Annotated in this window: 20 protein-coding genes; 13 read left to right on the top strand and 7 right to left on the bottom strand. The window is 70.7% G+C overall.

The window, feature by feature from the left end:
- The first annotated feature begins 29 nt into the window (after window positions 1-29).
- Window positions 30-998 carry an ATP-binding cassette domain-containing protein gene (locus tag BLV39_RS22350; RefSeq protein ID WP_090796060.1) on the top strand — a complete coding sequence of 323 codons (969 nt, stop codon included), beginning with the start codon at window positions 30-32 and terminating at the stop codon, window positions 996-998.
- A complete protein-coding gene (locus tag BLV39_RS22345; RefSeq protein ID WP_090796056.1) occupies window positions 995-1,831 on the top strand; it encodes an ABC transporter permease in 837 nt (278 codons plus the stop codon). Before BLV39_RS22350 ends, BLV39_RS22345 begins: the two co-directional genes overlap by 4 nt.
- A gap of 2 nt (window positions 1,832-1,833) precedes the next feature.
- Here BLV39_RS22345 and BLV39_RS22340 read toward each other — a convergent pair whose 3' ends face one another.
- Window positions 1,834-4,995 carry an AfsR/SARP family transcriptional regulator gene (locus BLV39_RS22340; protein ID WP_176985015.1) on the bottom strand — a complete coding sequence of 1,054 codons (3,162 nt, stop codon included), beginning with the start codon at window positions 4,993-4,995 and terminating at the stop codon, window positions 1,834-1,836.
- Between the two features lie 31 nt (window positions 4,996-5,026).
- Window positions 5,027-5,656, bottom strand: coding sequence for a bifunctional 4-hydroxy-2-oxoglutarate aldolase/2-dehydro-3-deoxy-phosphogluconate aldolase (locus BLV39_RS22335; protein ID WP_090796048.1), 630 nt, complete (start codon window positions 5,654-5,656; stop codon window positions 5,027-5,029).
- A gap of 51 nt (window positions 5,657-5,707) precedes the next feature.
- On the opposite strand from BLV39_RS22335, the gene BLV39_RS22330 reads away from it, so the two are divergent.
- The 6 genes from BLV39_RS22330 to BLV39_RS22305 all read left to right on the top strand — a co-directional run bounded on the left by BLV39_RS22330 (window position 5,708) and on the right by BLV39_RS22305 (window position 10,778).
- Entirely contained in the window at window positions 5,708-6,625 is a 918-nt protein-coding gene (locus BLV39_RS22330; RefSeq protein WP_090796044.1) for a sugar kinase, read from the top strand.
- Window positions 6,626-6,907: 282 nt separating this feature from the next.
- On the top strand, window positions 6,908-7,084 hold the full coding sequence (locus BLV39_RS43095; protein ID WP_176985014.1) for a hypothetical protein: 177 nt from the start codon (window positions 6,908-6,910) through the stop codon (window positions 7,082-7,084).
- Between the two features lie 71 nt (window positions 7,085-7,155).
- The gene (locus BLV39_RS22320; RefSeq protein WP_176985013.1) at window positions 7,156-7,617 is read left to right on the top strand and encodes a DUF7144 family membrane protein; all 462 of its coding nucleotides are present in this window, start codon (window positions 7,156-7,158) and stop codon (window positions 7,615-7,617) included.
- Between the two features lie 9 nt (window positions 7,618-7,626).
- Complete coding sequence (locus BLV39_RS22315; RefSeq protein WP_090796036.1) at window positions 7,627-9,594, top strand: glycoside hydrolase family 15 protein; 1,968 nt, start codon at window positions 7,627-7,629, stop codon at window positions 9,592-9,594.
- Between the two features lie 12 nt (window positions 9,595-9,606).
- Window positions 9,607-10,470: a nucleoside hydrolase gene (locus BLV39_RS22310; RefSeq protein WP_090796032.1), complete on the top strand. Its 864-nt coding sequence runs from the start codon at window positions 9,607-9,609 to the stop codon at window positions 10,468-10,470.
- 74 nt (window positions 10,471-10,544) lie between these two features.
- Window positions 10,545-10,778 carry a hypothetical protein gene (locus tag BLV39_RS22305; protein ID WP_143049843.1) on the top strand — a complete coding sequence of 78 codons (234 nt, stop codon included), beginning with the start codon at window positions 10,545-10,547 and terminating at the stop codon, window positions 10,776-10,778.
- On the opposite strand, the gene BLV39_RS22300 is transcribed toward BLV39_RS22305, so the two are convergent.
- The 3 genes from BLV39_RS22300 to BLV39_RS22290 are packed head-to-tail and all read right to left on the bottom strand — an operon-like array spanning window position 10,775 to window position 13,408.
- Window positions 10,775-11,446 (bottom strand): ThuA domain-containing protein, encoded by a 672-nt coding sequence (locus BLV39_RS22300; RefSeq protein ID WP_204082825.1) that lies wholly within the window; start codon window positions 11,444-11,446, stop codon window positions 10,775-10,777. The genes BLV39_RS22305 and BLV39_RS22300 overlap by 4 nt on opposite strands.
- 5 nt (window positions 11,447-11,451) lie before the next feature.
- Window positions 11,452-12,624 (bottom strand): acyltransferase family protein, encoded by a 1,173-nt coding sequence (locus BLV39_RS22295; protein ID WP_090796022.1) that lies wholly within the window; start codon window positions 12,622-12,624, stop codon window positions 11,452-11,454.
- Between the two features lie 31 nt (window positions 12,625-12,655).
- Window positions 12,656-13,408 (bottom strand): SDR family oxidoreductase, encoded by a 753-nt coding sequence (locus BLV39_RS22290; protein WP_090796018.1) that lies wholly within the window; start codon window positions 13,406-13,408, stop codon window positions 12,656-12,658.
- A 78-nt stretch (window positions 13,409-13,486) separates the two neighbouring features.
- Between BLV39_RS22290 and uppS the strand changes: the two genes are divergently transcribed.
- The 4 genes from uppS to BLV39_RS44830 all read left to right on the top strand — a co-directional run bounded on the left by uppS (window position 13,487) and on the right by BLV39_RS44830 (window position 17,227).
- On the top strand, window positions 13,487-14,242 hold the full coding sequence (uppS, locus tag BLV39_RS22285) for a polyprenyl diphosphate synthase (RefSeq protein ID WP_239083783.1): 756 nt from the start codon (window positions 13,487-13,489) through the stop codon (window positions 14,240-14,242).
- Between the two features lie 45 nt (window positions 14,243-14,287).
- Window positions 14,288-16,441 (top strand): NAD-dependent DNA ligase LigA, encoded by a 2,154-nt coding sequence (gene ligA, locus BLV39_RS22280; protein WP_239083784.1) that lies wholly within the window; start codon window positions 14,288-14,290, stop codon window positions 16,439-16,441.
- A gap of 37 nt (window positions 16,442-16,478) precedes the next feature.
- Window positions 16,479-16,718, top strand: coding sequence for a hypothetical protein (locus BLV39_RS42435; RefSeq protein ID WP_143049842.1), 240 nt, complete (start codon window positions 16,479-16,481; stop codon window positions 16,716-16,718).
- Between the two features lie 377 nt (window positions 16,719-17,095).
- A complete protein-coding gene (locus BLV39_RS44830; RefSeq protein WP_275414273.1) occupies window positions 17,096-17,227 on the top strand; it encodes a hypothetical protein in 132 nt (43 codons plus the stop codon).
- A gap of 514 nt (window positions 17,228-17,741) precedes the next feature.
- Here the strand turns inward: BLV39_RS44830 and BLV39_RS22275 are convergent.
- On the bottom strand, window positions 17,742-19,040 hold the full coding sequence (locus tag BLV39_RS22275) for an NAD(P)/FAD-dependent oxidoreductase (protein ID WP_090796011.1): 1,299 nt from the start codon (window positions 19,038-19,040) through the stop codon (window positions 17,742-17,744).
- Window positions 19,037-19,945, bottom strand: a complete 909-nt coding sequence (locus BLV39_RS22270; RefSeq protein ID WP_090796007.1) for a ferredoxin — start codon at window positions 19,943-19,945, stop codon at window positions 19,037-19,039. Before BLV39_RS22270 ends, BLV39_RS22275 begins: the two co-directional genes overlap by 4 nt.
- A 318-nt stretch (window positions 19,946-20,263) precedes the next feature.
- On the opposite strand from BLV39_RS22270, the gene BLV39_RS22265 reads away from it, so the two are divergent.
- Complete coding sequence (locus BLV39_RS22265) at window positions 20,264-21,151, top strand: DUF4142 domain-containing protein (protein WP_239083822.1); 888 nt, start codon at window positions 20,264-20,266, stop codon at window positions 21,149-21,151.
- Window positions 21,152-21,167 lie beyond the last annotated feature (16 nt).

The following is a 21,167-nucleotide window of genomic DNA, read 5'->3' as shown; positions in this document are numbered from 1 at the left end:
CACGTGAAAGACGACCAAGGGGGAACACGATGAGCCTCGCTTTCCAGGCGGAGGGTCTGGTCAAGCGCTTCGGTAAGACCACGGCCCTGGCCGGCATCGATCTGGCCGCCGAACAGGGCAGCGTGCTGGGTGTGCTCGGGCCGAACGGGGCCGGGAAGACCACGGCGGTGCGCATCCTGGCCACGCTGCTGAGGCCCGACTCGGGGCGGGCCACGGTGGGCGGGCACGACGTGGTCAAGGACGCCGGGGCGGTGCGCCGGCTGATCGGGTTGACCGGGCAGTACGCGTCGGTCGACGAGGACCTGACCGGCACGCAGAATCTGGTGCTCATCGGCGAGCTGCTCGACCTGCGGCGCCGCGACGCCAAGGTGCGGGCCGCCGAGCTGCTGGAGTGGTTCGACCTCACGGAGGCGGCCAACCGGCAGGCGAAGACGTACTCGGGGGGCATGCGCCGCCGGCTCGACCTGGCCGCCAGCCTGGTCGGCCGGCCGGCCGTGATCTATCTCGACGAGCCGACCACGGGTCTCGACCCGACGAAGCGGGAAGACATGTGGGGTGTCGTCCGCTCGCTGGTCGACGACGGCTCGACGGTCCTGCTCACCACGCAGTACCTCGACGAGGCGGACGCGCTCGCCGACGAGATCTCGGTGATCGACCACGGCAAGGTCATCGCGCACGGTACGCCGGCCCAGCTCAAGCAGATCGCCGGCGGCCAGACCATCCTGGTCCGGCCGACCGACCCGGCGCGGCTGGCCGACGTGGGCAGCATCCTCACCGCCGTCGCGCAGCGCGAGCCGGAGTCGCCCGGACGCGGTGTGCTGACCGTGCCGATCGACGACGACCGGGCGTTCCCGACCGTCGTACGCCGGATCGAAGAGGCCGGGATCGGCGTCATGGAGCTGTCGCTCCGCTTGCCGAGCCTGGACGAGGTGTTCTTCACGCTGACCGGCAAGCCGGCAACCGCGGACGACGACAGCAAGGTGGGGGTGGCGGCATGACCGCGACACTTGAGCGCTCTCCGGCGACGTCGCCGATCACCGGTGCCGGCCCCGCAGGCCAGCCGCCGGCCCGGACGTTCCGGATCGCCCGGCACAGCCTGGCCCTGGCCCGGCGCAGCCTGATCAAGACGCTGCGCACGCCCGAGCAGTTGTTGGACGTGACGCTCCAACCGGTGATGTTCGTCGTGATCTTCGTGTACCTGCTCGGCGGCGCCATCTCCGGCTCCCAGACCGTGTACCTGAAGTATCTACTGCCGGCGATCATGGTGCAGTCGGTGATGTTCGCAGCGGTGGCGACGGGCTTCTCCCTCAACACCGACGTGAAGAAGGGCGTCTTCGACCGGTTCCGTAGCCTGCCGATCGCCCGGTCCGCGCCCCTGATCGGCTCGGTGATGGGCGACCTTGCGCGGTTCGTGGTCTCGATCGTGGTGCTGCTCGGCTTCGGCTACGCGATCGGCTTCCGGATCGGCACGAACCCGCTGACCGCCCTGGCCGGTTGCCTACTGGTGATCTTCTTCGCCTCGGCGATCACCTGGATCTTCGTCCTGCTCGGCGTGATCATGCGCGAGCCGGGCGCGGTGCAGGGCACGGCGTTCCTGGTGCTCTTCCCGCTCACCTTCGGCACCAACATGATGGTGCCGACCGACACCCTCCCGGGCTGGCTGCAAGCCTGGGTGAAGATCAACCCGGTGTCGGACGTGATGGACGCCGCCCGAGCACTGCTCACCGGCGGCCCCGTCGGCGACACGGTCACCAAGTCACTGCTCTGGTCGGTGGGCATCATCGTGGTGTTCGCACCCCTCGCGGTCAGGTTCTACCGCCGCCGGGTGTGAGGTCAAAGGTCGGTGTCCTGGGCCGGGTCGACGAACGCGAGTGCGTCGGCCCGGCTCAACGCGCGTCCCCGGGCGTACGCGGCGTCGAAGGCCTCATCGCCCAACCGGCCCCGGAGCGTCTCCGTCAGCAGTTGGGCGTCGTAGTTGGACAGGTCAGGGCTGCCGCGCAACGAGTCGGCGGCGCCGAGTGTCTCGGCCGCCCGCTCCGACTCGCCCAGCGCGGACCGCAGCGACACGGTGGCCGTCGCGATCAGCGCGATCACCGGCATGTCCTTGCCCAGCATCGCCCGCTCGATGCCCTCGGTGGCCAGCGCCCGCGCGTCGGCGAGGCGGCCCTCAGCGATCGCGACGTGCGCCTCGAACCCGAACAGCATGCCCCGGAACTGGGGCGCCACCATGTGCTCCAGCGTCTGCAGTTCCTCGGCCTGCCGGTAGCGCTCGCGCGCGCTGTCGAGCTTGCCCTCCTGGCGGTCGTATTCGCCGAGCATCATCACCACGAACGCCGCCGTGCGGTTGGCGGACCCGTCCCGCGACGACTCGACCAGGAACCGCTCGAGGTCGGCCCGCGCCCACTCGAGATCGCCGGCCTGGGCCCGCAGGTTGGCCTGCCAGACCCGCTGGTAGCCGATGTCCTCCCGGGCGTTGAGCTCGACGGCCAGCCGGGACGCCTCCTCGAGCGCGGCGGTCGCTCCGGCCAGGTCGCCCCGTTTGGACAGCGCGTCGGCGAGCGATCCGAGCGTCATGCCGAGGCTCCACCGCTCCCCCAGAGCGCGCTGGATCTCGGCCGCGGCGGTCAGGTCGGCGAGCATGCCGTCGGCGTCGCCGTCGTTCTCCTTGATGCTGCCGCTCAACGAGAGCAGCAGGCCGCGAGTGAACGGGTCGGCGCCTTCCAGACCCTTGTTGACCGCCGCCAGCCCACGCTCGGTGTCGTCGGTGAACATGGTCATCATCGGTTCGATCACCGGCAGGAACGGGTGTGACCGGGGAGATGCCGCCGCGACCAGCGCCTGCAACTCGGCGAGGGCCACGTCACCGGGCCAGGTGCCGGTGAAGATCTGGTTGAGCAGGTGGATGGCGGCGACCACCGCCCGATGCCCGAGCGGCGCCGGGCCCCGGGCCGCCAGCGCCCGGCCGAGCAGGGCCACCGTCTGCTCGTGGTCGCCCCGGATGGTCAGCGGCATGGTCAGCGCGGCCGCCAGCCGGATCGCCGTGGACGCGTCGTCGGTCTCCGCGGCGTAGTGCAGCGCGCCGATCATGTTGGCCCGGTCCGCGTCGAACTCGTCGAGCCAGCGGAGCTGGTCACTGGTGCGCAGCCGGGGCTCCATCCGCTCGGCGCAGGCCAGGAAGTAGGCCGCGTGCGCGGCCCGCAGCCGGGTCGCCTCACCGGCGGCGACGAGCTGCTCCAGCCCGTATTCCCTGATGGTCTCGAGCATCCGGAAACGCCCGTCGGCGACCAGTTGCAGCAGCGACTTGTCGACGAGCGCGGCCAGCAGGTCGGCGACCGCGTCGAGCGAGGCGTCGGGCGCGGCGACGCCGGCGGCACTCTCGGCGGTGATCGTCGACGGGAACACCGCGAGCCGCTCGGCCAGCCGGCGCTCGTCGTCGGTGAGCAGCTCCCAGCTCCACGCGACGACCGCGCGCAGCGTGCGGTGCCGCTCGAGCGCGGTGCGGCTGCCCCCGGTCAGCAGCCGGAACCGGTCGTCGAGCCGAGCCGCGACCTGCGCCGTCGACATGGTGCGCAGGCGGGCCGCGGCGAGCTCGATCGCCAGCGGAAGCCCGTCGAGCCGCCGGCAGATCTCCACGACGTCGGCGGCGTTGTCCACGGTCACCTCGAACCCCGGCCGGACGGCCGCGGCGCGGTCACGGAAGAGCTGGATCGACGGGTACGCGGCGACGTCGTCCTCATCCTGGGCCGGCAGGCCCAGCGGCGGCAGCGGGCACAGCGCCTCGCCGGTGATGCCGAGCGGCTCGCGGGAGGTCGCCAGGATGCGTAGTCGCGGGCAGCGGGCGAGCAGCTCGTCGGCCAGCCGGGCGGCCGCGTCGATCACGTGCTCGCAGTTGTCGAGGACGATCAGCGCGTCGATCGAGGCGAGCGCCTCGACCAGCCGGGTGATCGCGTCGCGGTTGGCCTGGCGGCGCCCGGGCTCGGTGAACCCGGCGGCCCGGCCGTCGATGGCGACCAGCGCGGCCTGCGGCACGTCGGCGGGGTCGGTGACCGGAGCCAGCTCGACCATCCAGGTCTCGTCGACGCTCCCCGCCGCCAGCGCGGCCGCGGCCACCGTGCCCAGCCGGGTCTTGCCCGCGCCGCCCGGGCCGACGAGGGTGACCAGCCGCCCCTCGGCCAGCAGCCGCTCGACCCGGTGGAGCTCGGTGTCGCGCCCCACGAAGCTGGTCAGTGCGGCCCGCAGGTTGCCCCGCATGGTGCGCCGCGGCTGACCCTCACCACGGAGCACGGCCAGATGTGCCTCGCGCAGCTCGGCCGACGGATCGGCGCCCAGCTCGTCGGCCAGCCGCCGCCGGAACTCGTCGTAGGCGGCCAGCGCCTCGGCGGGCCGCCCGGCCGCGGCCAGCGCCCGTAGTCGCAGCACCCAGACCCGCTCCCGCAGCGGGTGGGCCGTCGCCAGCTCGTCGAGCTCGGCGACCAGGTGGGCCGGCCCGGCCAGGCGCAGCTCGGCGTCGATGCGGTCCTCGACCGCCGCCAGTCGCACCTCGTCGAGGCGGGCGACGGGCGCCGCGGCGAACCCGGCGTCGGCGACATCGGCCAGGGCTGGCCCACGCCAGAGCGCGAGGGCGTCGCGGAGCAGGCCGACCGCCTTCTCGGGGTCGCCGCCACCCAGCGCGTCGCGCCCGTCACGGGCCAGGATGACGAAGCGTTCGGCGTCGATCGCGTCGGCGGGCAGGTCGAGCCGGTAGCCGCCCGGCCCCAGCAACACCGGAATCCCCGGCACCGTGCGACGCAGCCGTGACACCAGTGATTGCAATGCGTTGGCGAGGTCGGCGGGCTGTGCGTCGCCCCAGACCGCGTCGGCCAGCGCCTCGGTGCCGACCGGCCGGCCCGGATCGAGGGCGAGCCGGGTCAGCAGCGCCCGCAGTCGCGCGCCGCCCACCTCGACGGGCCGCCCCTCGGCGGTGACCGCCAACGGCCCGAGAATCCCGATCTGCACGCTTCTACTCTCCACCATGCGTGCGACAGGTTTACAGCCGCAAGCTGGTCGACTCCCGCGCGAGGCGCTCGACGCGCTCCCAGTCGTGGGCGCGCACCGCGTCGGCCGGCGTCAGCCAGGACCCACCGACACAGCCGACGTTGGGCAGCGCCAGCCAGTCGGCGGCGGTGCCGGCGGTGACCCCGCCCGTCGGGCAGAAGGCCAGGTCCGGCAGCGGCCCGTGCACCGAGGACAGGTAGCCACGCCCGCCGCTCGCCTCGGCCGGGAAGAACTTGAGCGTGTCGAGCCCCCGCTCGCGCAACGCCAGCATCTCGCTCACCGTGCCGGCACCGGGCAGGAACGGAAGGCCGGACGTGCGGGCCGCGTCGACCAGGGCGTCGGTCGCACCCGGGCTCACGAGGAACGTGGCGCCCGCGTCCCGGGCTGCCTCGACCTGCCCGGGCGTGACCACGGTGCCGGCGCCGACCCGCATCTCCGGCACCGCCTTGGCCACCGCCGCCAATGCGGCAAGAGCGTCCGGCGTACGCAGGGTGATCTCGATGATCCCGACCCCACCACGCAGCAGCGCCTCGGCCAGGGGCACCGCGCTAGCCGCGTCCTCGACCACCACGACCGGGATCACCGGACTGATCGCGAGCAGGTCCCGGGCGTTCGACGTCATCTGCAGCTCCTCGAAGGCATCGAAGGTGACCCTCGCATACTGTCACTCGCCATGGACATCATCGCGATCGGTGAACCGCTCCTGGAGTTCAGCACCATCGGCCACGCGGCGCTCGACACCGCCGGCCAGTTCGCCACCGGCTTCGGCGGCGACACCTCCAACTTCCTCGTGGCCGCCGCCCGCTCGGGCGCCCGCACGGGCTACGTGACCCGAGTCGGCACCGACCCGTTCGGCGACGCGTTCCTGCGCCTCTGGGAAGCGGAAGGAATCGACACGACCCACGTGGTACGAGCCGACGGCGAGCGCACAGGCGTCTACTTCATCTCCCGCGACCCGGCCCGCAGCGTGTTCACCTACTACCGGGCGGACTCGGCCGCGAGCCGACTGTCCCCCGCGGACGTACCCGAGCCGGCGGTAGCGTCCGCCCGCGCCCTGCACGTATCCGGGATAACCCAGGCGATCAGCGTCTCGGCGTGCGACGCGGCCTTCCACGCGATGACCGTGGCCCGCGCCGCCGGCACGCTGGTCAGCTACGACCCGAACTACCGCCCGCAACTCTGGCCCCTGGAACGCGCCCGCGCGGTGGTCGCCCGCAGCATCGAGCTCAGCGACGTGGTCTTCCCCAACATCGAGGAAGGCCGCCTACTGACCGGCGCGACAGACCCAACAGCGGTGATCGACTGGTACGCCGCCCGAGGCCCCCGCACGGTAGTCCTCAAGCTGGGCGCGGACGGAGCCCTGCTCTGGCACGAGGCCACCCTGACAGAGATCAAGCCACACCCAGTAACTCCGCTGGACAGCACAGGCGCCGGCGACGCCTTCGACGGCGCCTTCATGGCCCACCTGACAGCCGGCGCCACCCCAGCGGAAGCAGCCCACTACGCCGCAGTAGCCGGAGCCCTAACCACCCAGGGCCACGGCGCGGTAGGCCCGATCCCCACCCGATCCACCATCCTCGCCGCCGACTGACCTCCCGGGAGATACCGCTGCTCGGCGGGTGACACGCCCTGGGTGGTGACACGCCAATGAGGACTGGGGGTTTGGGCGTCGGGAAAGCGGTCCGGGCGCTGGGTCGGGTCTGGGACGGTGGGGTGGGGTTGGGAGGTCGTCATGCGGATTCCCACGCATCGGTTGCCGCCGCCTACGCCGTGGGGCGGGGGGCCTGCCGCCATCGTGCGGCCCACCGGCGGGCGGTTGGCGCATCGGACCGAGGTCGCCGCTGAGGTTCGTTGGCCCGCTGGGTTCGGGATCGTGGGCGCGGTGGCGCGGTTGGCTACCGAGCAGGAGTTGTTGCGGCATCTCGCGCTCACCGTGACGCTCGACGGCGCCGAGGTGGTGTTGGTGGCACGGATCAAGGATCCGGCTGACACCGCCGGGCGGGATCGGCTGGCGACACTTCTGGCACAGCTTCAAGACCACCCAAAATAAGAACTTACTTCGCGATTCGGAAACTTCTGCCACGATGGGGAAGCCACACGTCCGAGCATCGGAGGTACGCGATGACGCGGGATACGTCGAGCAGGCAGTTGTGGGCGGCGAGCGGTGCGATCTTCGCCGCGGTGGTTCTGCTGATGATGGGTCTCTGGCAGCTCGTGATGGGAATCGTCGCGGTCGTCAGGGGTTCCTTCTTCGTCGTGACGCAGAACTACCTCTACTCGTTCAGCACCACGGGCTGGGGCATCCTGCACATCGTGCTGGGCGCGCTGGCCGCGCTCGCTGGTCTGGCGCTGTTCACCGGCGCCGCCTGGGCTCGGGGGCTCGGCATCTTCTTCGCCGTGCTGTCCGCCACGGCCAACTTCTTCTTCATTCCCTACTACCCGTTCTGGTCGCTGCTGGAGATCGCGATGGCGGTGTTCGTGATCTGGGCGCTGGCCGTCTGGAAGCCGCAGACCATGGGCACGCACGCCATGCGCGACGACACCGGCGACCTGCCCCGCACCGGCACCGCTCCGATGCGGTGATGTGACGCCATGACCAGCAACCCGGACAATGCCGAAGCGGCCGCCGCGATCTCCGGTGCCGGTGGGCTGGTCGCGGCGGGCGGGCGGAACGTGCGGGCGGCGAGCGGCTGGGTCACGAGTACCCCGGTCCGCTCGCCGTTCCCGCCGATCGAGAGCTACGCCTTCCTCTCCAACTGCCACACCGGCGCGCTGGTCGCGCCCGACGGTTCGGTCGACTGGCTGTGCGTCCCCCGGTTCGACTCACCTGCCATCTTCGGCAGCGTGCTCGACCGCGAGTCCGGGATGTTCCGGCTCGGTCCCTACGGGATCAACCATTTCACCGCGCGCGACTACGAGCCGGGCACCAACGTGCTGGTCACCACCTGGCGCACGTTGACCGGCTGGATCCAGGTCCGCGACGCGCTGACCATCGGTCCGTCGAACGGGCCGGACCTGGTCACCCCGCACAGCCGGCCGCCGTACGACGAGGACGCCGACCACCTCTTCGTGCGTACCGTCGAATGCCTAGACGGGCACGTCGACATCGAGCTGATCTGCGAGCCGGCGTTCGACTACGGACGCACCCCGGCCAGTTGGTCCTTTGTAGATAACGACCAGCACGTGGCCGACGGCACCGGGGCCGGGGTCACCGTGCGCCTGCGGTCCGACATGGCGATGGGCATCGAGGGCAACCGGATCCGTGGCCGGCGCCGGCTCAACCGCGGTGACCACGCGTACTGCGTGCTGTCCTGGGCCGACCAGCTCGCCACCCCGGGCACCTTCGCCGAGGCGATGGCCTGCATCGACAACACCACGGCCTACTGGCGCAACTGGCTGGCCGGCGCCCGGATCCCGGACCACCGCTGGCGGGACGCCCTGCAGCGATCCGCGCTCGCGGTCAAGGGGCTGACGTACATGCCGACCGGTGCGACCGTGGCGGCCCTGACCACCTCCCTGCCGGAGACGCCGGGCGGGGAACGCAACTGGGACTACCGGTACACCTGGATGCGCGACAGCTCGTTCACCATGCAGGCGCTGCACTATCTGAACCTGGACTGGGAAGCCGACGAGTTCATGCAGTTCGTCGCGGACATCGAGCCCAACCACGACGGCACATTGCAGATCATGTACGGCATCGACGGGCGCCGCGACCTCACCGAGAAGCTGCGTGACGACCTTTCCGGGTACGACGGCGCGCGGCCGGTGCGGATCGGCAACAGCGCCTACAGCCAGCGGCAGAACGACGTGTTCGGCGCGGTGCTCGACTCGGTGCTCCTGCACACCAGGCGCAGCCAACGGATGCCCCGGCGGCTCTGGCCGATCGTGGCCAGCCAGGCGGAGTCGGCCGAGAAGGTCTGGCGCAACCCGGACCAGGGCATCTGGGAGGCCCGCGGCGACCCGCAGCACTACGTCTCCTCGAAGCTGATGTGCTGGATCGCGATGGACCGGGCGTCCCGGCTGTCCGAGATCCGCGGGCACAAGGACTCGGCGGAGCGCCTCGCGGCATCGGCCAAGGAGATACACGACGACATCCTGGCCCACGGTGTACGGGACGACGGTGTGCTGCGCCAGCACTACGACACGGACGCGCTGGACGCCTCCACGCTGCTCGCCGTGCTCTACAACTTCCTGCCGTCGAGCGACGAGCGGATGCGCAAGACGGTCGAGGCGATCGCCAAGGACCTCACCGAGGACGGGTTCGTGCTGCGCTACCACACCGACCAGACCGACGACGGCCTGTCCGGCAAGGAGGGCTCGTTCCTGATCTGCTCGTTCTGGATGGTGTCCGCACTGACCGCGATCGGCGAGGTGGAGCGCGCGGTCCAACTGATGGAGCGGCTGCTCAAGGTCGGCTCACCGCTCAACCTGTACGCCGAGGAGTTCGAGGTGAAGACCGGGCGGCACCTGGGCAACTTCCCACAGGCGTTCTCACATCTGGCGTTGATCCAGGCCGCTTCCCGAATCATCCTGGCCGAGCGGTTGGCCGAGGTGTCCTGACATCCTGGTGCCATGGCCGAGCTAGTGCTGCTGGACACCGACATCGGCAACGACATCGACGATGCCGTCTGCCTGGCGTACCTGCTCGCGCAGCCAAAGTGCGAGCTGCTCGGGATCACCACGGTGACCGCGGCTCCGGTCGACCGCGCATCGCTGGCCAGCGTGCTGTGCCGGGTCGCCGGGCGCGACGTGCCCATCCTGCCCGGCGCCGGGGTCCCGCTGGTGGGACCACCCTTGCAGAAGCCGCCACCGCAGGCCGCGGCGTTGGAGCGGTGGCCGCACGACGAGGTGTTCCCGATCGGCGAGGCGGTCGAGTTCCTGCGCCGCACGATCCACGCCCACCCGGGCGAGGTCACCCTGCTCGCCATCGGCCCGCTGACCAACGTGGCGCTGCTGTTCGCGGTCGACCCGGCCGTCCCGTCGTTGCTGCGCGGGCTGGTGTTGATGGGCGGGGCGTTCCTCGGGCAGGGCGGTCCGGAGTGGAACATCCGCAACGACCCCTACGCCGCGGCCCGCGTCTACGCGGCCTCCGCCCGCGTGCACCGCTCGGTCGGCCTCGACGTCACCCGGCGCGTACGGATGGACGCCGGCGACTTCCTGGCCCGCTGCGACCACCCACTGCTCCACCCCGTGGCGGACCTGGCGGGGTCGTGGTTCGCCGAGCGCCCGCAGGTGACCTTCCACGACCCGCTCGCGGCCGCCACGATCTTCGCGCCCGAGCTGTGCGATTTCACCCGTGGCGAGGTGACCGTGGACACCACCGACGGCGGCACCCGGTGGCGACCCGACGCCCACGGCCCGCACGAGGTCGCGTCGCAAGTCCACCCGGACGCGTTTCTCTCGCACTACTTCACGACAGTTTCCGGAGCCGTGTAACGGGTAAAATCATGGACGCCGGTGACTTCCCCCTCGGCCGGCCAGGCACGCTGGATGCATCGAAGGGGAAGACTGTGTTGCGGAGGAACGCGCTGTGGGCGGTCCGCCTGGAGTGGCCCGCCGGAGACCATGAGTTCGGCTGTCCGCGGTCGGATGAGGCCGCGGCCCTACGCGAGCTGGATCGGGTGCGGTCCTACTGGGCCCGCGGCCCGATGCGCCCCCGGCTGAGCCTGGTGCGGATCAGCCACCACGACTTCGAACTGCATGCCAAAGCCCGCCGAGGGTGCAAGGCGCCCGACTGCCCCTAGGCCTGGCGCGCCGCCCAGAGCAGGCCGCGTTCGGTCAGCGTGCGTACGTCCGGGTGGTCCAGGTCCTCGAGCTTGTGCCCGACCGTGGACACGAAGATCCTGCCCTGGCCCCATTGGCGGGTCCAGACCGCCGGCACCACCACGTCATCGCGCCAGGCGGTGTCCGCCGTCGCCCGGAACCGGGTGGTGGCCAGAACGTCGGACAGCTCGTCGGTGAGCATCCAGTACTGCTCGGTGTGCAGCGACCACTTGGCCGGCAGCCCGACGACGATCGGATGTTCGGCGCGCTCCGGCACGACTTCGACCTCGTAGTCGACGAAGTTGTCCGGGTGCTCGGCGAACTGGCCGCCGGTCATCTGCAGGTAGCGGGTCGACGACCGGAACGAGTCGACGATGCCGCCGTGCCAGCCGGCGAAACCGGTGCCGGAGCGCACCGCACCGATCAGGCCGTCGATCTGGGCGTCGGTCGCCGTGCCCATCGTCCAGCACTGGACGATCAGGTCGAGGCCGGTCAGCGCGGTCGGGTCGGCGTACACGTCGAGGGTTTCGCTGATGTCGACCTGGAAGCCCTGTTCGCGGAGGAACGGCACGAACCCGTCGGTCGCTTCGACCGGTACGTGTCCGTCCCAGCCGCCGCGGACCACGAGGGCCCTTCGGTTGTCACTCATTCGGCTCATCGTAGGCGCATGCCGAACAGGTAGCGGGTGAGCCTGGTGCGGCGGACCAGGAACTCGTACGCGGCCAGGGTCAACGTCAGGGCGGCGGTGACGATCGCCAGATATTTGACGATGATGGGCGCGTCCCAGCGCACGACCCCGTAGGCGACAGCGACGACGATCGGCTGGTGCAGCACGTAGATCGGGAGCGCGGCGACGGCGAGGTAGAGGTAGGCGCGGCTGGGCTCTCTTGGTGTGCGCGTAGTGTTGCGGCGGTCGAGCAGGCCCAGGATCGCCACCACCGCGCACCAGCCGGCGAAGCCGAACAGCGCCCGGGCGACGATCGCGTGCGCGGTCATCGCCGTGAAGGGGTCGTCGCCGGCGGTCAGCAGGACCGGGCCGGTCACCGCGAAGACGGCGGCCGCTGTGATGGCGGCGGGCACGGCGTCTCGCCGCATCGCCACCCGGAAGCGGTCGTCGGAGGCGAGCAGGAAACCGCTGAGGAAGAACAGCAGGTACGCCCAGCGGCTCCAGCCGGCGAACGCCTCCTCCATGCCGACAAAGGCACAGATCGCCGACATCACGACCGCGGGCAGCAGCACCACCCCGCGCCGGCCGACCGCGCGGGCCAGCGCCTCCTTGGCCTCGCCCGCCCGTGGCGCCCACCTGCTCGCGGCCGCGAGCAGCAGCGCGAAGGTGAGCAGCAGGACGACGAACCAGAGGTGGCCGGTCTCGAAGTAGTCGCCGCCCAGGACGAACGGGAAGTCCGCGAGGTCGAGGTGCACGGTGTAGAACTTCGGCAGGAACGCCAGGTAGCTCTCGTGGTAGCCGGGGTCGACCGCCTTGAGTCGCAGCCACGGTGGCACCGGCAGGAAGGTGAGGATCGCGAAGAGCAGTGGCACGCCGAGGCGTTGGAGGCGCTCGCGCGCGAAGCCGCCCGGGCCGCGCCGGTCCATCGAGTGCCACGAGCCGAAGCCCGCGATGAGGAACAGCGCCGGCATCGCCCACAGGACCGCGAAACCGGCGAGCACGGTGGTGATGCTGGTCGTGTCGGCGTTCTTGACGTAGAAGTCGTCGTTCTCGTCGAACACCAGCGCGGAGTGGAAGAACACCAGGCCGACGACCACCAGCGTGCGGATCGCGTCGAGCTCCGGTCGGCGGTCCACTGTGGTCGTGCGCGCGGTGGTCACGCCTCAGGATGGCAGCAGGGTGGCGTGTTCGTCAGCCCCTGCTCTCGGCCGCCAGCCAGGTCTCGAAGGTGGTCGGCGCGATGCGGGCGCCGTCGCCGGGCAGGCGCACGTCGCCCGCCATCTCGACGCCGAGCGGGCTGTCCCGCCAGCTCGCGACCAGCCTGAGGGCCTCGCCCCGCGCGGTCAGGGTGCGGCGGGCCATGTCGACCAGGTCGTGGGTGTCCGGGCCGGCGATCTCGATGGTGCGGCCCAACGGCTTTCCCACCGCCACCTCGGCCAGGACGTCGGCCACGTCGGCGACCGCGATGGGCTGCACCAACAGCGGCGGGACGACCGCGGTGTCGCCGGTGCGGGTCCACCCGACGACCATCGCGGCGAAGTCGAAGAACTCGGTCGCGGCGACGATGGTCCACGGGGTCGCGCCGTCGCTGACCATGGCTTGCTGGATGCGTTTGCCGGCGTAGTGCGCGTTGCCCTCGACGTTGTCGACCCCGACGATCGACAACAGCACGTGGTGGCCGACGCCCGCGCGCTGCTCGGCGGCCTGCAGGTTCTCGGTCTCCGTCGCGAAGAAGCTCTCCGCCTCGGCCCGGTCGGCCGACTCGAAGCTGATCACGTCGATGACGGCGCCCACCCCGTCGAGCGCGGCCTCGAGCCCGTCACCGGTGATCACGTCGACGCCCGTGCTCCGCGACACCACGACCGGGTCGTGACCCCTGGCCTCGAGCGCCGCCACGGTCTGGCGCCCGACCAGTCCGGTGCCGCCGATGACTGCCACGCGCATGCGCGTACCCCCCGTCTCCGGGATTGATTTTCCCCCTCTCGGACGGCCTTCGTGGTTTGATCGGGCATGATCACGTCGGTGCGAGCGCTCGCCGAGCGCGCCTATGCGCGAAGACTTCGACGCACGTTGACCTCGGTGCCGCGGCACGTCGCGATCGTCACGGACGGCAATCGCCGATGGGCGAAGCAGATGGGGTACGCCTCATCCGGCGACGGACATCGGCACGGCGCGGAGCACCTCGACCGGGTCCTCGGCTGGTGCGGTGAACTCGGCATCGGCTGCGTCACGGTCTATGCCGCGTCGGCCGACAACCTGCGCAAGCGCTCGGCGGGCGAGGTCGACCACCTGCTGCGGCTGATCGAGGACGCGTGCCGTGAGCGGCTGGCCCGCCCGTCGAGCCCGTGGCGGGTGCGGGTCGCCGGGCAGGTCTCGTTGTTACCGTCCTCGACTCGGCTGGCGCTCTCGGACGCGGTTCTGGCGACCCGGGACCGGCCGTGGACCTTGACGGTGGCCATCGGCTATGACGGCCGGTCGGAGGTGGTCGAGGCGGTTCGGCGGGGTCTGGTCGCGGCGGCGGCGTCCGGAGAGTCGCCGCTCGCGCTGGCAGACCGTTTCGCACCATCTGACATCGACGCGCATCTCGACACGAGCGGGCTGCCGGACCCTGACCTGGTCATCCGGACGAGTGGCGAGCAACGGATGTCGGGGTTTCTGCTCTGGCAGTCGGCGTTCTCCTCGCTGTATTTCTGCGACGTCTACTGGCCCGGCTTCCGCAAGATCGATTTTCTGCGAGCCCTGCGCGCGTACGCCGCTCGTCGGACGGCGGCCGGCTGACGCCGTCTTGTCGTACCCGCCCGCTAGGGTCGTGGTGTTCGTCCGATGCTGCTCATGGGGGCCAAGATGTCCACGACCGTCGATCCCGCGCACGCTGCGGCCTTCGACTCGCGCGCCGACTACACGGCCGCGGTCGAGCAGATCCGTGCGGCGGCTCGCGACTACTACTCGGGTTCGACGCTGGCGATGGACGACGCCACCTACGACGCCCTGATCGCCCGGGTCGCCGCCACCGAGGCCGCGAGTCCGGAGTGGACGGTCGCGGAGTCGCCGACGGAAACTGTCGGCGCCGGCGGTGGCGTGGTCGGCGATGTGCCGCACACCACGCCGATGCTGAGCCTCGACAACGTCTTCGACGCCGAAGGGCTGACCAAGTGGGCGGCCCGGCTCGACCGCATCCTCGGGCGGCCGGCGGCGGGCTACACGGTCGAGCCGAAGATCGACGGGTTGGCGATCTCGGCCCGCTACGCCGACGGCGAGCTCACCCAGGTGATCACGCGGGGCGACGGGCGGGCCGGCGAAGACGTCACGGGCCAGGCGCGGCGGGCGGTCGGTCTGCCGCACCGGCTGGCCGAGCCGGTCACCCTGGAGATCCGTGGCGAGGTCTTCATGACCGAGGCCGACTTCGCGCTGGCCAACGAGCTACGCACCGGCCACGGCGAGCCGCCGTTCGCCCACCCGCGCAGCGCGGCCGCCGGCACCCTGCGCGCGGTCGACCGGGCCTACTCGGCACCGTTGTCCTTCTTCGCCTACGCGGTGCACGGGCTCGACCCGACCGCCCACCTGTCACACGCCGGCGCGATGGGCTATGTCGCGTCGCTGGGCGTGGCCACGACGGCGGGCTCCGCCGCCGGCATGCCGATGTGCGCGACGATCTCCGAGGTGGTCGCGGCGATCGAGAGCCTGGATGCGGGTCGCCTCACGCTCGGTTTCGGCGTCGACGGCGCCGTGGTCAAGGCCGACGCCGCTCTCGACCGTGACGAGGCCGGCTCGTCGAGCCGGGCGCCGCGCTGGGGCATCGCCTACAAATTCCCGGCCGACACCCGCACCACGACGCTGCTGCGCATCGAGGTCCAGGTCGGCCGCACGGGCGTGATCACACCGGTCGCGGTCCTCGAGCCGGTCCAGATCAGCGGCGTCACGGTCACCTCGGCGACGCTGCACAACTTCGACGACCTGACCCGCCGCAACGTCCGGGCCGGCGACACGGTCTTCGTCCGCCGGGCCGGCGACGTCATTCCGGAGGTGACCGGCGCCAAGCTCGACGAGCGCCCGGACTCCTCGGAGCCCTTCGCCCCGCCTGTTGAGTGCCCACGCTGCGGCGGCGAGATCAACCGCACCCAGAAACGCTGGCGCTGCACCCGCGGCCGGGCCTGCGGTGCGCACGAGTCGCTGGCCTACTACACGGCCCGCACCTCGATGGACATCGAAGGCCTGGGCGACAAGATCATCGACCTCCTGGTCCGCGCCGGCCTGGTCACCGACCCCGCCGACCTCTACGACCTGGACGTGGCAACACTCAAGCCCCTCGACCGCATGGGCGACGTCTCCGCGGGCAAACTGGTAGCGAGCATCCAGGGCTCCAAGGCCCAACCGTTCTCGCGGGTGCTGACCGGCCTGGGCCTACGAATGACGGGCCGCTCCATGTCCCGCCGGCTGGCCCGCCACTTCACCACGATGGACGCCCTGCTAGCCGCGACAGTCGAAGACCTACAAACAGTCGAGGGCGTGGGCCCTGAGCGAGCGGTGACGATCGCGGCCGAGCTCGTCGAGCTACGCCCGGTCATCGACAAGCTCGCCGCCCGAGGCGTCAACATGGCCGAGCCGGTCGACCCCGGCGCCGCGCCCACGGCCACCGGCGACATCGACGGCGACGCGGGCGCCGCAGTTGCCCCGTTCCGCAAGCCCGACGGCACGTCGATGACGGTGGTGGTGACCGGCTCAGTGCCAGGCCTGACCCGCGACGAGGGCAACGAGGCAGTCGAACGCCTCGGCGGCAAGTCTTCGGGCTCAGTCTCAAAGCGCACGGACCTGGTCGTCGTCGGCGACGGCGCCGGCTCCAAGGCCGCCAAGGCCGAAGACCTGGGCGTCCCGGTCATGCCAGCGGAACGCTTCGCCGACCTACTGGCCGCCCACACCGCCGGCGACACCGCCCGCGTGGCCTCGCTCTTAGAAGAAGCCCTACCCGCCCCCGCCTGAACGCCGCCGCTGGGGGCGCGGGGTGAAGAGCCGCTCGGTGGCTTTCCGCACGCGGCCGCATGTCTTCATCACGGCGACCGACGGCGGCCGCCAGCCGGAGTCGGCGACGACGCGGCCGACGCCACCCGGCAGCGCCCGGCTCCCACCACCACCCGGCAGCGCCCGGCTCCCACCACCACCCGGCCGCGCCCGGCTCCCACCACCACCCGGCCGCGCCCGGCTCCCGCCACCACCCGGCAGCGCCCGGCTCCCGCCACCACCCGGATGGGTGCCCTGATCGCGCCACCGCCTAGTGGCGTCCCTGGATCACTTGCAAGGGCTTGCCTCGCCTGATCGTGATCGGGCCGGGTTGGTGGCTGGGCGGGTGGGCGTGGTCCTGTGTGGTGGATCTGTATGGCGGGATGGGTTTGCGTGATCGTGTGCGCCGGGTCTGGGCGCCACGCCGCGCCAGCACCCGACCAGCCACACATGATCGTGGGCGGATGCTGTGCGGGTTGTCGACCAGACGCACAGGATCATGGACCGGACCCTCGGTCGCGGCACACCCGTGCCGATGACGCGTTATGACAGACGACCTGATCGTCGAGGTTCCTTGCCGCGACGCGCCGCGCCCGCCCCCCCTTGTCCGGCCCCGCCGTCCACTGGGTGCACCCCGTGGTGCCGCTCGCGCCCGGCGCGCCGCTGGCCGTCGGCATCACCGGCTGGGACCCGGTGCCTGGACATCGGGGTCACCGTCGACCCCGCAGTCACGACCCGCTCGCGGCCACACCGCTGCCGCGCAACTAGATCGCGACCGCACCCCGCGCGGCCGGGGCCGCCACCACGACCACCCTCTTGCGACCTGCCCGTGGCCGCATCCACCGCCGCACGACCAGATTGCGACCCCCCGGCCGCGAGAACGCCGGGCTGCGCGCTGCGGTCGCCGCGGTGCGGGCCGCCGGGCGAGTGCCGCGACCAAGCCGCCGCCGCACCCCGCCGCGCGACCAAGCCGCCGCCACACCAACACCCGGCCCGGACACCACCACGTTCACCCTGGCGTGACCCGACCGCGAGTTCCCACTGCCACACGACCAGGTCGTGGTCGCGAGCGGAAACCGTTGAGTGGGTGTGGCCACCGAACGCTGTCCACCACTTCGGGCTAGGTCCATAGGGCGCTGGCAGGCGGTTGCCTACCATCGCGCGCATCGCTTACCGCTGAATGCGAGGTTGGCCGGAGCTAAATGCTCCGGCCAACCCTATTCTTTGCTTATTTCTTTCTTAAGTGACCGACCGTAATATTAACAATTCACATTGTCGCGGGTCAGGCCACCGAGGCGAGGCGGCGGCGGGCCGGCTCGGCGATTTCGGTGTTGAGCGGCTTGTCCGTCTGCAGCGGCATCGGGGTTGCCTGCACGGCCGGCAGCGGGGTCGCGATCATCGCGCGGGCGAGCGAGGTGAAAGCGTGCGCCGCGTTGACCGAGACCAGGCCGACCAGGCGGTCGTCGCGGTGGTACCCGACCACGACGCCGGCGCGGGCGGTGTCGCGGCGGTGCCGCTTCATCTCGCTGATCGAGACCTCGCCGTCGGGTACGAGCTCGCCGCAGACCTGGATGCGCAGGCCCCATTGCTCGGTCCAGAAGCGCGGGATGACCGTGACCGGGCCCGGGTCGCCGTCCTCGGCGAGCAGCGTGCGGGCTGCGCCGCGGCCCTGCTCGAGGGAGCTGATCCAGTGCTCGGCCTTGCGTAGCTGCGGGCCGTACCGCAGGTTGGGCCAGGTCGCGACCGCTCCACAGGCGACGACATCTTCGAGGCCGACCACCCGCAGGCTCTCGTCGCAGACGACGCCCTTGGACAGGTCGATGCCCGCGTTCTCCAGCCAGGCGGTGTCCGGGCGGCCACCGGTGGTCGCGACCACCACGTCGCCGACCAGGTTCTCGCCGTCGTCGAGTTGCACCATCCAGCCGTCGCGGAACCGGTTGGCGGAGGCCACCCGGTGGCCGAGGCGGAAGTCGACGCCTTCGCCACGCATCACATCGGTGACGTGGTTGCCGACCTCTTCGCCGAGCGCCCGGACCATCACCTGCTGCTTGGAGTCGATGACCACGCAGTTGCGGGCCATCGAGCGCACCGCGGAGGCGACCTCGCTGCCGGTGATGCCGCCGCCCACGATGATGACCCGCTCCGCGTCGCGCAGTGCGCGGCGCAGCGACCAGGCGTGCTCGAGGTTGTGCAGCAGGTGCACACCCGGCTCGGCGGCCCACTTGGGCATGCTGGGCGACGAGCCGGTGGCGATGACCAGACCGTCGTACGCGAAGGACTCGCCGGTGTCGGTCTCCACCCGGCGGTTGTCCGGGTCGAGGTCCACGGCGCGCCGGCCCAGATACCAGGTCAGGTCTTCGTCGTGGAACGGCATCCGGGTGTCCTGCGGGCGCTTGTGGCCGGTCAGGATGCCCTTGGAGCACGACGGACGGTCGTACGGGCCTTCCTTTTCCGCACCGACCATCGCGATCTCGCCCGGGTATCCCTGGCGCCGAAGCTCCTCGGCCGCGGCAACGCCAGCGCGTCCCGTTCCGACGATCAGAATCCGGCCGTAGTCCGCGCGCCTGTTCCGCCGCGTCATCGGTCTCCCCTGCTACGTCGACGTGGTCCGGCGCCCGAGCCCGCCGGAATCCGTGTGGGGCCGGTCAGTGGTTCCTCGGCCGGCTCAGTCTTCTTTTGGGTAACCACCGTGGTCGCGGTCCGGTTGAGCTGGATCGCTCGGGCCGGACACACCTCCACGGCTCTGATCACGTCATTCGCGAGCTCGGGCGGCACGGTCGCCTTGTAGGCCAGGCGTCCGTCGCCACGCAGGGCGAACACCTTGGGCGCCTCGTGCTCGCAGAACCCGAACCGCGCGCACCGGTTGCCGTCCACGTTCACCAGCAGCTCGTCGCCGACGCCGGCGCGGTCGTTGCGTCGGTTGTTGCGCTCCTGGCGCCAACCGAGCCACCAGGGTGTCGTGGTCATCCACAACAGCAGGGTGATCACGAAGGAGCCGAGGACGGCGCCCCAGCGGATGCCCGCGGCCATCTCGGAGCCGGACATCAGCACGTGTCCGACCAGGAGCATGTAGGCGACGTAGTTGAACGCGTGGAACGCCCGCCAGCGGGTGTAGCCGATCTTCTTCTGGATCAGCACCGAAAGGGTGCAGGCCGCGAAGAGCTCGAGCGAGATCACGCCGACGCCGATGCCGATCGGGTCGTACGGGTTGGTGAAAGGCACAACCACGTCGACCAGTCTGACCGTGCCCATGGGGCCGGCGAGCTGCGTGAACCCGTGCACCACGCCGAGCGTGAGGCCGAGCAGCGCGATGGTCTGGTGGATTCCGTACACAGTGGCGTGCTTGATCCGGCTCTGGGCCCAACCGTTGCGGAGCATGAGTCCCCAGAGGACCGCCAGCCAGAGCAGGAAGAGCGACACGAACCCAACTGTGGCCGCGACGATGTGCACGCTCTCCTGTGCGTTGCGCACGGCGGTTCCTCCCATGTTCGTGAGGGGATGTGGGGACAACGCAAGTATGGTGCGGCACGACGAATTGTCAATCTGGTGCCGTCGCGCGTTTCGGGGGAAGTTTTCCGTGGCCAACACGCACAGGAACGGTCACCGGACAGTCGGTTCGCGAACTATAAATTTGCTTTAGGAGTGGCCTAGGCCTTCCTTCACTTAAGCCTTCTCTAATTGACAGACGTTTATCGTCTCTCTGCGTGTCGAGGTGCGGCTACGGCCGCCGTCCCCGGAGGAGTGAAAGTGGAAGTCCGGCAGCTGGTCGGGTTGGGAGCGCGAGCGATCGCGGTGGCGTCGTTGGTGGCGCTGGTGCCGGCGTCCGCGGCCCTGGCCAACGACCACTACCGTGCCCCGGTGGCGGCCGTGGGTGGCGGCGCCATGACCCATCCCGGCCACATGGCGGGGATGAGCCACACCGAGCACATGGCGGCGATGAACCAGGCCACCTGGAACAGCAACGCCGCCGCACACCTGGCCGCGATGAATGCCATGCAGGACACGAGCAAGCTGCGCTACCTCGCGCCGTCGCCGGGTCCGGAGAAGCTGCCGGTTCCGGTGCCGCCGGACGTGGCTATCGCCGAGAACGGAAAATACGGTCCGGTCGGTCCCTCGGACGTCGACCTGGTGGTCAAGGTGCGGCTCGCCGGCCTGTGGGAACAGCCCGCCGGCGAGATGGCCGTGGAGAAGGGCAAGAACCCGCGGGTCAAGGAGATCGGCAAGATGATTGCCGAGCAGCACGCCGTCCTCGACAAGCTCGACGTCACGGCAGCCCAGCGCCTCGGCATCGAGATCCCGAACGAGCCCAACGCCGACCAGCAGTTCTGGCTGCAGGAAATGCGCGACGCCGAGGGCGACGAGTTCGACCAAATTTTCGTCGACCGGCTGCGCGTCGCGCACGGCAAGGTCTACTCCGCCATCGCCTTCGTCCGCGCCGGCACCCGCAACGACCTCGTCCGTGAGCTGGCTCAACAGTCGAACCAGTTCGTGAGTACGCACCTCACGCTGCTGGAAAGCACTTCCCTGGTCGACTGGCAACACATTCCGCTTCCCCCCGAGCCGGCCGGCGGCCCCGTTCCCGCCGCGGGCTACATCAAGAGCGGTGTCAGTCCGACAGTGATCTGGCTGGTGTTGGGAGCCGCGCTCATCGCCGGCGTCATCACCATGATCCGCGTAACGCGTCCTCGGTAACACCACAAAAACAAAC

Origin of the sequence: Asanoa ishikariensis, assembly GCF_900107455.1 — a bacterium.
In the GTDB taxonomy this organism is placed as follows: domain Bacteria; phylum Actinomycetota; class Actinomycetes; order Mycobacteriales; family Micromonosporaceae; genus Asanoa; species Asanoa ishikariensis.
This window is presented reverse-complemented; position numbering and strand designations above follow the sequence as displayed.

Bases quoted from the DNA above. Each gene is read 5' to 3' on its own strand.
- BLV39_RS22350 (WP_090796060.1), top strand. From the start codon at position 30: ATGAGCCTCGCTTTCCAGGCGGAGGGTCTGGTCAAGCGCTTCGGTAAG.
- BLV39_RS22345 (WP_090796056.1), top strand. From the start codon at position 995: ATGACCGCGACACTTGAGCGCTCTCCGGCGACGTCGCCGATCACCGGT.
- BLV39_RS22335 (WP_090796048.1), bottom strand. From the start codon at position 5,656: ATGACGTCGAACGCCCGGGACCTGCTCGCGATCAGTCCGGTGATCCCG.
- BLV39_RS22330 (WP_090796044.1), top strand. From the start codon at position 5,708: ATGGACATCATCGCGATCGGTGAACCGCTCCTGGAGTTCAGCACCATC.
- BLV39_RS22320 (WP_176985013.1), top strand. From the start codon at position 7,156: ATGACGCGGGATACGTCGAGCAGGCAGTTGTGGGCGGCGAGCGGTGCG.
- BLV39_RS22315 (WP_090796036.1), top strand. From the start codon at position 7,627: ATGACCAGCAACCCGGACAATGCCGAAGCGGCCGCCGCGATCTCCGGT.
- BLV39_RS22310 (WP_090796032.1), top strand. From the start codon at position 9,607: ATGGCCGAGCTAGTGCTGCTGGACACCGACATCGGCAACGACATCGAC.
- BLV39_RS22300 (WP_204082825.1), bottom strand. From the start codon at position 11,446: ATGAGTGACAACCGAAGGGCCCTCGTGGTCCGCGGCGGCTGGGACGGA.
- BLV39_RS22290 (WP_090796018.1), bottom strand. From the start codon at position 13,408: ATGCGCGTGGCAGTCATCGGCGGCACCGGACTGGTCGGGCGCCAGACC.
- ligA (WP_239083784.1), top strand. From the start codon at position 14,288: ATGCTGCTCATGGGGGCCAAGATGTCCACGACCGTCGATCCCGCGCAC.
- BLV39_RS22275 (WP_090796011.1), bottom strand. From the start codon at position 19,040: ATGACGCGGCGGAACAGGCGCGCGGACTACGGCCGGATTCTGATCGTC.
- BLV39_RS22270 (WP_090796007.1), bottom strand. From the start codon at position 19,945: ATGGGAGGAACCGCCGTGCGCAACGCACAGGAGAGCGTGCACATCGTC.